The sequence below is a fragment of the Clostridia bacterium genome (assembly GCA_019683875.1).
Lineage (GTDB): Bacteria > Bacillota > Sulfobacillia > RBS10-35 > Bu92 > Bu92.
On the sequence record JADGHN010000087.1, the window covers coordinates 1 to 7445 of the forward strand.

The following is a 7445-nucleotide window of genomic DNA, read 5'->3' on the forward strand; positions in this document are numbered from 1 at the left end:
CGAAGTCGCCCGACTCCGCGAAGATGCGGCGCGTCAGCGGCGTCTCGATCCAGCCCGGGCACACGGCGTTCACGCGGATGCCGTCGCGCGCGAAGTCGATGGCCATGGTGCGCGTCAGCGCCACGACGCCTCCCTTGGAAGCGGCGTACGGCGACGTGGCGGCCACGTTCTGGTACGCGTGGACGGACGCGATGTTGATCACCGCGCCGCGCCGGCGCTTCTGCATGTGCGGGATCACTTCGCGCGAGCAGAGGTAGACGCCCTTGAGGTTGACGGCCAGGCAGCGATCCCACTCTTCCGGTGTCGTGTCGAGGATCGTCTTGTACACGCCGATGCCGGCGTTGTTGACCAGGATGTCGATGGCGCCGAACCGCTCCAACGTGGCCGCCACCAGCGCCTTGACGTCGCTCTCCTTGGAGACGTCCGCGTGGACGAAGAAGGCGTCGGCGCCCTGGTTCCGAAGGTCCTCGGCCACGCGCTCGCCCTCGGCGTCCGCCACGTCCGCCAGCGCGACGCGCGCGCCCTCCCGCGCCAGCACGCGCGCGATTCCCTCGCCAATGCCCATCGCGGCCCCGGTGACGATGGCCGCTCGGCCGTCCAGCCTTCCCATGGATCATCCCCCTAACGCCATGTCGTGCCTTGAAGTTCCCCAGCCAGCCGGCGCACGTCGTCCAAAGTGGTCCAGGCGATGTCGCCGAAGTACGTGTGCTTGAGCGCGGCGTGCGCGGAGCCGAGCCGCAGCCCGCGGCGCACGGCGTCGGGCGACGTGTCCAGCCCCGGACGCGGGCTGTCCAGGAGGGCGTACAGCAACCCCGCCACGAAGGCGTCGCCCGCCCCGACCCGGTCCAGCCCTTCCACCTCGTGGCCCTCCTCGCGGAGCAGGCGGCCTCCCACGGCGGCGACTGCGCCGCGCGAGCCGTCCGTCACCACCACCACCGCGGCGCCGGTGGACTCGGCCACGGACGCCGCCAACACCTCCGCGGAGCCCTCGAAGCCGAACACGTGGTGCGCCTCTTCGGCCGTGAGCTTGAGCACGGCGCAACCTGCGACCGCCGGCGCCAGCGCCTTGCGCGCCTCCGACTCGGTCCACAACCGTGCGCGGTAGTTCACGTCCCAGCTCACCGGGACGCCGCGTCGCGCCGCCTCGTCCCGCGCGCGCAGGGCCACGGCCGGGTTGACCGCCATGGTGACGCCCGACAGGTGCAACACGCGGGCGCCGTCGAGCAGGTCCCAGTTCACCGCGTCCGGGTCCAGCCGCGCGAACGCCGAGTCCGCGCGGTCGTAGACGATCCGGTTGGGACGCGGCGGCCGGCCAAGCTCGATGTAGTACGTGCCGACGCGCCCGTCCGCGGACCACACCACGCCGGAGAGGTCGACACCGTGCCGGCGGATGCTGCCGGCAACGAGGCGGCCCAGCGGATTGTCCACCAGCGCGGAGATCCACGCGCTCGCCACGCCGAAGCGAGCCAGCGCGACGGCCACGTTGGACTCGGCCCCGGCCGCCCGCACCTCCAACCGATGACAGTCCTCGAGCGCGACGCCCTCCGGTGCGCTGAGTCGCAGGAGGGCTTCACCCAGTGTGACGGCTACCGCCACGAGAACCCTCTCCCCATCATGACGCGCCGCGTCCCCGGCGCACCGCCTGCACCAGCGCCCGCGCGCGGTCGGCGACCGCGCTCACCGGGCCCGCCCCCTTGCCGAAGAGCTCGCCGCCGACGGCGACGGCAACGGCGCCCGCGCGGATGAAGGCCTCCGCGTTGTCGGGGCCCACGCCGCCCGTCGGCACGAAGGGCATGTCGGACAGGGGGCCGCGCAGGGCACGAAGGTAGTCCGGACCGAGGACGCCGGCGGGGAAGAGCTTGACGAACGTCGCCCCGGCCGCGCGGGCCTGGAGCGTCTCCGTGGCCGTCATCGCGCCGGGCACGCTGACGAGGCCGGCCTCGACGGTCGCGCCGATCACGGCGGCGTCGACGTTGGGACTGACCACGAACTGGGCGCCGGCCGCCTTCGCTTCGCGGACCTGGCCCGTCGTCAGCACCGTCCCCGCGCCGATCGCCATGCGACCGTCCCAGTGGGCGCGCAGCCACGCGATCTCGTCGAGGGCTTCCGGGCTGTCGAGCGTCACCTCAAGCGCGAGAACGCCCGCCTCCAGGAGAACGGCGGCCGCCGCGCGCAGCGTCCCTCTTGGGACGCCGCGCGCGATGGCGATCACCCCACCGTCACGGATGGCCCGCTCCGGTTCCACGAGCGTTCGTCACTTCCCGCCGTGCATGAAGTAGTCGACGTTGTCCTTCGTGATCGGGATGATGCCGGTGTTGACGTTCTCCGGCAGCGGGTTGATGCCGGCCGCCTTCCAGTCCGACACCAGCTTCAGCTTGTTGTGGTTCAGGAGGTACAGCATCTGCACGGCCATGTAGGTCTCCGTGTACGTCTTCTGCGCCACGGACGCGTAGATCGTGCCGTCCTTGATGTACGGCAGCATGTCGTCGTTGCGGTCCATGGCCACGATCTTGATCTGGCCCTTCTTGTTGGCCTCGATCACGGCGCGCGCCGCTCCAAGGCCGGAGTCGCCGTCCGTGCCGCCGATGCCGGCGAGGTCCGGATGCGCCGCGATGGCCGCCGCATACGCCTGCGGAGCGTAGCTCGGATCGGCGTGGTCATCCACGACCTGCACGACCTCCACGCCGGGGCAGTTGGCCTTCAACCAATCCTGATAACCCTTGGCACGATCCAACACGCCCGCGGCCTGGAACGTGCCCACCACGACCTTGCCCTTGCCGCCGACGGCTTCACAAAGCAGCTGGGCTCCGGCCTCGCCCGCCTGGTAGTTGTCGATCCCGATGTGCGCAACGCGCTTCGAGCCCGGCACGTCGCCGATCATCGTGATGACCGGGATTCCGGCCTGCCAGGCGCGGTCGATGCCGTCCTTCAGGGTCGTCGCGTCCGGCGGGAAGATCAGGATGCCGGCCGGATGCTTGGCGATCAGCTGGTCGAGCTGTTGAGCTTCCTGCTGCGCGTCCGCCGACGTGGGCCCGACGAAGCTGGTCTTCACGCCGAGGTCGGCGGCGACGTCGTTCAGCGCCTGCTTTGCGTCTGTCCAGAACGGCACTTCCGTCACGTTGGCCAGGTAGACGTACTCCTCGTTCGCGTTCGACTGCCCGCTCGCGGCACCGCTCGCCTCGCTCGACGTGGCGCCGGACCCCGATTGCCCCGTTTGCTGGGCTGGAGCCGTACCGTTGCACGCCGACAGCATCAGCGCGAGCGCGGCCAGCAGCGCCACGATGCCGGCAGCGCGCCGGTCAAGTCGATCCCACCGAATGGTCCACCGTCGCATGTCCGTACACCTTCCTCTGTCTAAGCCTCGTGATTTCACGTTCGACCGACGGGTGTCGTCTGGTTGACGTCTCGCGTGGATGCCGATGCCGCTGCCTGCACCCCCCAACCGCGCCCCTCGCGGCGGCGCAACACCATGTCCAGGGTCACGACGACGATGAGAATGACGCCGGTAAGAATCCCTTGCCAGTAGATCGACACTCCGAGGATCACGGACGCGTTCGAAACCATGGCGAGAAGGAACGCGCCGAGGAAGGCCCCCAGCACGGTCCCCTCGCCGCCCAACAGACTGGCCCCCCCGATGACCGACGCGGCGATGGAGGTGAGCTCCAACCCGTTTCCGGCCGTGGGGGTGCCGGACATCAGCCGCGACGCGAGGAACACGCCCGCCAGGGCGGAGAGACCGGCGGACCCGATGTACGTGAACACGCGCACCCGATCGACTGGAATGCCGGACAGGCGCGCGGCGCGCTCATTGCCGCCGATGTAGTAGATCTGTCGGAAGGAACGCGTCAGGCGGAGGGCCAGGTCGAAGACGATCAGAAGCACGAGCGTGACCCACACCATCGGCGGCAGGCCCAGAATGCGCGCCTGCCCCCAGTAGGCGAAGCCGGGCGTCAGGCCCGTGACGGAAAAGCCTTCGGTGAAGACCAGGCCGACGCCGCGGACGATCGTCATCATGCCGAGCGTGGCGATGAGCGGGCTGACGCCCGCGCGCGTCACGATCAGGCCGTTGACAAGCCCGACGGCGACGCCGAACAGCAGGCTGAGCGCGACGGCCGCGACCGGGGAAAGGCCGTGCAGCATGAGCAGGCCCACGATGGTGCCGCTCGCGGCCATCACGGCGCCGACGGAGAGGTCAAGGCCCCCGGAGATGAGCACGATGACCTGGCCGATGGTGATGAGCGTCACGGGGACCAGGCCGATGACGAGCGCCGTCAGGTTGCCGGTCGTCAGAAAGTAGGGCGTGATGACGCCCAGCACGGCCCCGAAGATCACGATGGCCGCGGCGATGGCGAATTCCCGCACGCGAAGCAGCGCGCCGATGAACACCCTGCCAACCTCCTAGGACGCGGCCGCGAGCCGCACGATGGACTCTTCTGAAAGGTCCGGCCGGGCCAGCACCCCGGCCACGGACCCGCCACGCATGACGAGGACTCGATCCGCCAGAGCAAGGAGCTCCAAGAGCTCCGAGGAGATCAGCACCACGGCCTTGCCCTGCCGCGCCTGCTCCAGCAGGATGCGGTGGATCTCCGCCTTGGCCCCGGTGTCGACTCCGACGGTGGGGTCGTCCACGACGAGCACGCGCGGATCCGAAGCCAGGAGGCGCGCCAACAGGGACTTCTGCTGGTTTCCCCCCGACAGCGCGCTCACCGGCGCGAGGATGGACGGGCAGCGGATCTGCAGCCGTTCACGGTAGTCCCGGGCGACCTGGCGCACGGCGGCCGACGGCACGATGCCGAAGCGCGCGAGAACGCGCAGGATCATCGTCACGATGTTGTCGGCGACCGTCATGCGCGGGAAGAGGCCCAGCTCCTTCCTGTCGGGCGGCAGATACGCCACCCTGGCCCGCACGGCGTCGGCCGGGGTGTGGAAGCGGACCGGCTTGCCGTCCAACAGCAGCTCGCCGCCGGCCAGCCTCAACCCACCCACGAGCGCCAGACCGAGCTCCGTCCGCCCGGACCCCTCGAGGCCGGCCACGCCCAGGATCTCGCCGGCTCGAACCTGAAACGACACCCCGCGCAGCCGCGGCGGGGCCGCGAGATCCCGCGCCTCGAGGACGACCGGTCCCGGTTCGCCGCGATCCTGCCACGACACCTGGGAGATGTCCCGTCCCACCATGTGGCGCAGGACTTCGTCCGGCGTCGTCGCCTGGCGGTCGAATCGCCCGGCCACGCGCCCGTCACGGAGCACGGTGATCCGATCTGCGAGCGCGAAGACCTCGGACAGGCGGTGGGTGACGATGACGATGGCCAGACCCTGCGACTTGAGCTGCTGAAGGACATCGGACAGCACGGAGGCTTCGGCCTCAGACAGGGACGAGGTCGGCTCGTCCAACAGGAGCACCTGCGCGTCGGCCGCGAGCGCTTTGGCGATCTCGACCAGCTGACGCTGGCTGCGCGAGAGATCCTGCACCCGGACGTCCGGGTCCACCTGCGCGCCCAGGCGGCCCAGGATTTCGCGCGCCCGCCTGCGCAGTTCCGATCGATCCAGGATGCCGAGAGAGCGCACCGGCGAGCGAGTAAGGTAGAGGTTTTCGGCCACGGACAGCACCGGGACAAGGCTGAGGTCCTGGAAGACGGTGCGCACCCCCGCCGCTTGAGCGTCCGCTGGCGAGCGGAACGCCACCGGTCTTCCGGACATGAGGACCGTGCCGCGGTCGGGCGCGTGGACGCCGCTGAGCATCATGAGCAGCGTCGTCTTCCCCGCGCCGTTCTCGCCCACCAGGGCGTGGATCTCGCCGGACCTCGCCTCGAAGTCCACGCCGTGCAGGACCTCGACGCCCGCGAAGGACTTCGCTACGCCGCGCGCCTCCAGTACCGCCGTCACCGTCACGACCTCCCAGGCGTCACAGGCGGCCGAACTCGGCCAACAGCTCTTCGACCGACTTCCCCTCGCGAATCCGGGCGCGGGTGCGCTCCTCCTGCTCCGCCTGCGCCCGGGCGCGTTGCAGGACGTCGACGGCCTCCTCCTGCGGCACGACCACGACGCCCGTCTCGTCCGCGAGCACGATGTCGCCGGGCCGGACGATCACGCGGCCGCATGTGACCGGCACATTCACCTCGATGGGTTCGAGGCGCTGCGAGAACGGGGAGTGTGTGGACCGCGGGGTGATCGCCCGACTGAAGAGGGGGAAGTCGAGATCGCGAACCTCGTCCACGTCGCGCACCGCGCCGTCGACCACGGCGCCGGCCACGCCCTTCATCTTGCAAAGCCCCGCCATGAGGCCGCCCCAGATGGACGTCTGCACTTCACCGGCCGCGTCGACCACGATCACGTCGCCGGCCCGCGCCACCTTGAGCGCGTCGAGGCAGTCCACAAGGTCGCCGGGAAACAGCCGCACCGTAAGGGCGGGGCCGACGAAGCGCCGGAAATGCGCAGGACGGATGGCAGAATCCATGACCCCGCTCCGCTCCATGCAATCGGCAAGGATGCATGAAGGGCTGTACACCGTGAGCAGTTCCCGATAGCCGGCCAAAAGCTTCTCGTCCACGACAGGGCCGGGGTTGATGACCTTTCGCACGCGAATCCACTCCCTCCGCGATGTCACGTCGTCCGAACGAATCTCAGGCGGAACCGGCCGCCGACGCGTCCCGTTCCGTGTACCCCAGGCGACGCGAGATCTCCAGCGCCGCTTGCCGGACCGGTTCCGCCAGGCTCTGCAGCCGTTCCGGCGTCATGCGCAGGCTCGGCCCGGCGACGGAGATGGCGCCGGCCAGCCGCCCGTGACGGTCCCAGACCGGCGCGGCCACGCACCGGATGCCGGGCTCGTGCTCCTCGTTGTCGAAGGCCACGCCCAACTGGCGCACCGTTTCGAGGTGCTGCAGAAGGGCGGAACGGTCGACGATCGTGTTGGGCGTGTACCGCTTGAGGCCCTTGGTCTCGATGACGTGGATGACTTCTTCCTCCGGAAGCCAGGCGAGGAGCGCCTTCCCCACCCCCGTGCAGTGCAGGGGCGAGCGGCGCCCGATGCGGGAATGCATGCGGATCGTGTGCGTGGACTCCATCTTCTCCACGTACACGACCTCGCCCTGATCCAGCACGCCCAGGTGCACGACCTCGCCCGTTTCGCGGTTCAGCTGTTCAAGGATGGGCCGCGCCTCTTTCAACAGGTCGGTGCGGGCGATGACCTGGCTGCCCAACTCGAACAGCTTCAGCCGCAGGCGATACCGCTTGGTGGCCGCGTCTTGCTCCACGTATCCGCAGGCCTCAAGGGTGGCAAGAAGCCGCAACACCGTGCTCTTGTGCATGCGCAGGCGCGCGGCCAGCTCGCTCACGCCCTGCCAGTCCTCCTCCTCGCGTGCCATGGCTTCGAGGACGGCAAGGCCGTGCATGAGGGCCTGGACAAGCGGAGTCTGGGTCATGTCAAAACCTCCGACTGGAGTTGCGCT

Annotated in this window: 8 protein-coding genes; all 8 read right to left on the reverse strand. The window is 69.7% G+C overall.

Going from position 1 to position 7445, the window contains the following annotated elements:
* A partial coding sequence (locus IRZ18_07395) for a glucose 1-dehydrogenase (GenBank protein ID MBX5476926.1) occupies positions 1-610 on the reverse strand: 610 nt, incomplete at its 3' end.
* 11 nt (positions 611-621) lie between these two features.
* Positions 622-1596, reverse strand: a complete 975-nt coding sequence (locus IRZ18_07400; protein MBX5476927.1) for a sugar kinase — start codon at positions 1594-1596, stop codon at positions 622-624.
* A gap of 16 nt (positions 1597-1612) precedes the next feature.
* A complete protein-coding gene (locus IRZ18_07405; GenBank protein MBX5476928.1) occupies positions 1613-2245 on the reverse strand; it encodes a bifunctional 4-hydroxy-2-oxoglutarate aldolase/2-dehydro-3-deoxy-phosphogluconate aldolase in 633 nt (210 codons plus the stop codon).
* Positions 2246-2254: 9 nt separating this feature from the next.
* Positions 2255-3334, reverse strand: a complete 1080-nt coding sequence (locus IRZ18_07410; GenBank protein MBX5476929.1) for a substrate-binding domain-containing protein — start codon at positions 3332-3334, stop codon at positions 2255-2257.
* Positions 3335-3369: 35 nt separating this feature from the next.
* On the reverse strand, positions 3370-4386 hold the full coding sequence (locus IRZ18_07415; GenBank protein MBX5476930.1) for an ABC transporter permease: 1017 nt from the start codon (positions 4384-4386) through the stop codon (positions 3370-3372).
* 12 nt (positions 4387-4398) lie between these two features.
* Positions 4399-5883, reverse strand: a complete 1485-nt coding sequence (locus IRZ18_07420) for a sugar ABC transporter ATP-binding protein (GenBank protein MBX5476931.1) — start codon at positions 5881-5883, stop codon at positions 4399-4401.
* Between the two features lie 19 nt (positions 5884-5902).
* Positions 5903-6472 (reverse strand): RraA family protein, encoded by a 570-nt coding sequence (locus tag IRZ18_07425; GenBank protein ID MBX5476932.1) that lies wholly within the window; start codon positions 6470-6472, stop codon positions 5903-5905.
* A gap of 148 nt (positions 6473-6620) precedes the next feature.
* Positions 6621-7418, reverse strand: coding sequence for an IclR family transcriptional regulator (locus tag IRZ18_07430; GenBank protein MBX5476933.1), 798 nt, complete (start codon positions 7416-7418; stop codon positions 6621-6623).
* Positions 7419-7445: the final 27 nt, after the last annotated feature.

Coding starts and splice junctions, on each gene's coding strand:
- IRZ18_07410 (MBX5476929.1), bottom strand. CDS start 3,334: ATGCGACGGTGGACCATTCGGTGGGATCGACTTGACCGGCGCGCTGCC.
- IRZ18_07425 (MBX5476932.1), bottom strand. CDS start 6,472: ATGGAGCGGAGCGGGGTCATGGATTCTGCCATCCGTCCTGCGCATTTC.
- IRZ18_07430 (MBX5476933.1), bottom strand. CDS start 7,418: ATGACCCAGACTCCGCTTGTCCAGGCCCTCATGCACGGCCTTGCCGTC.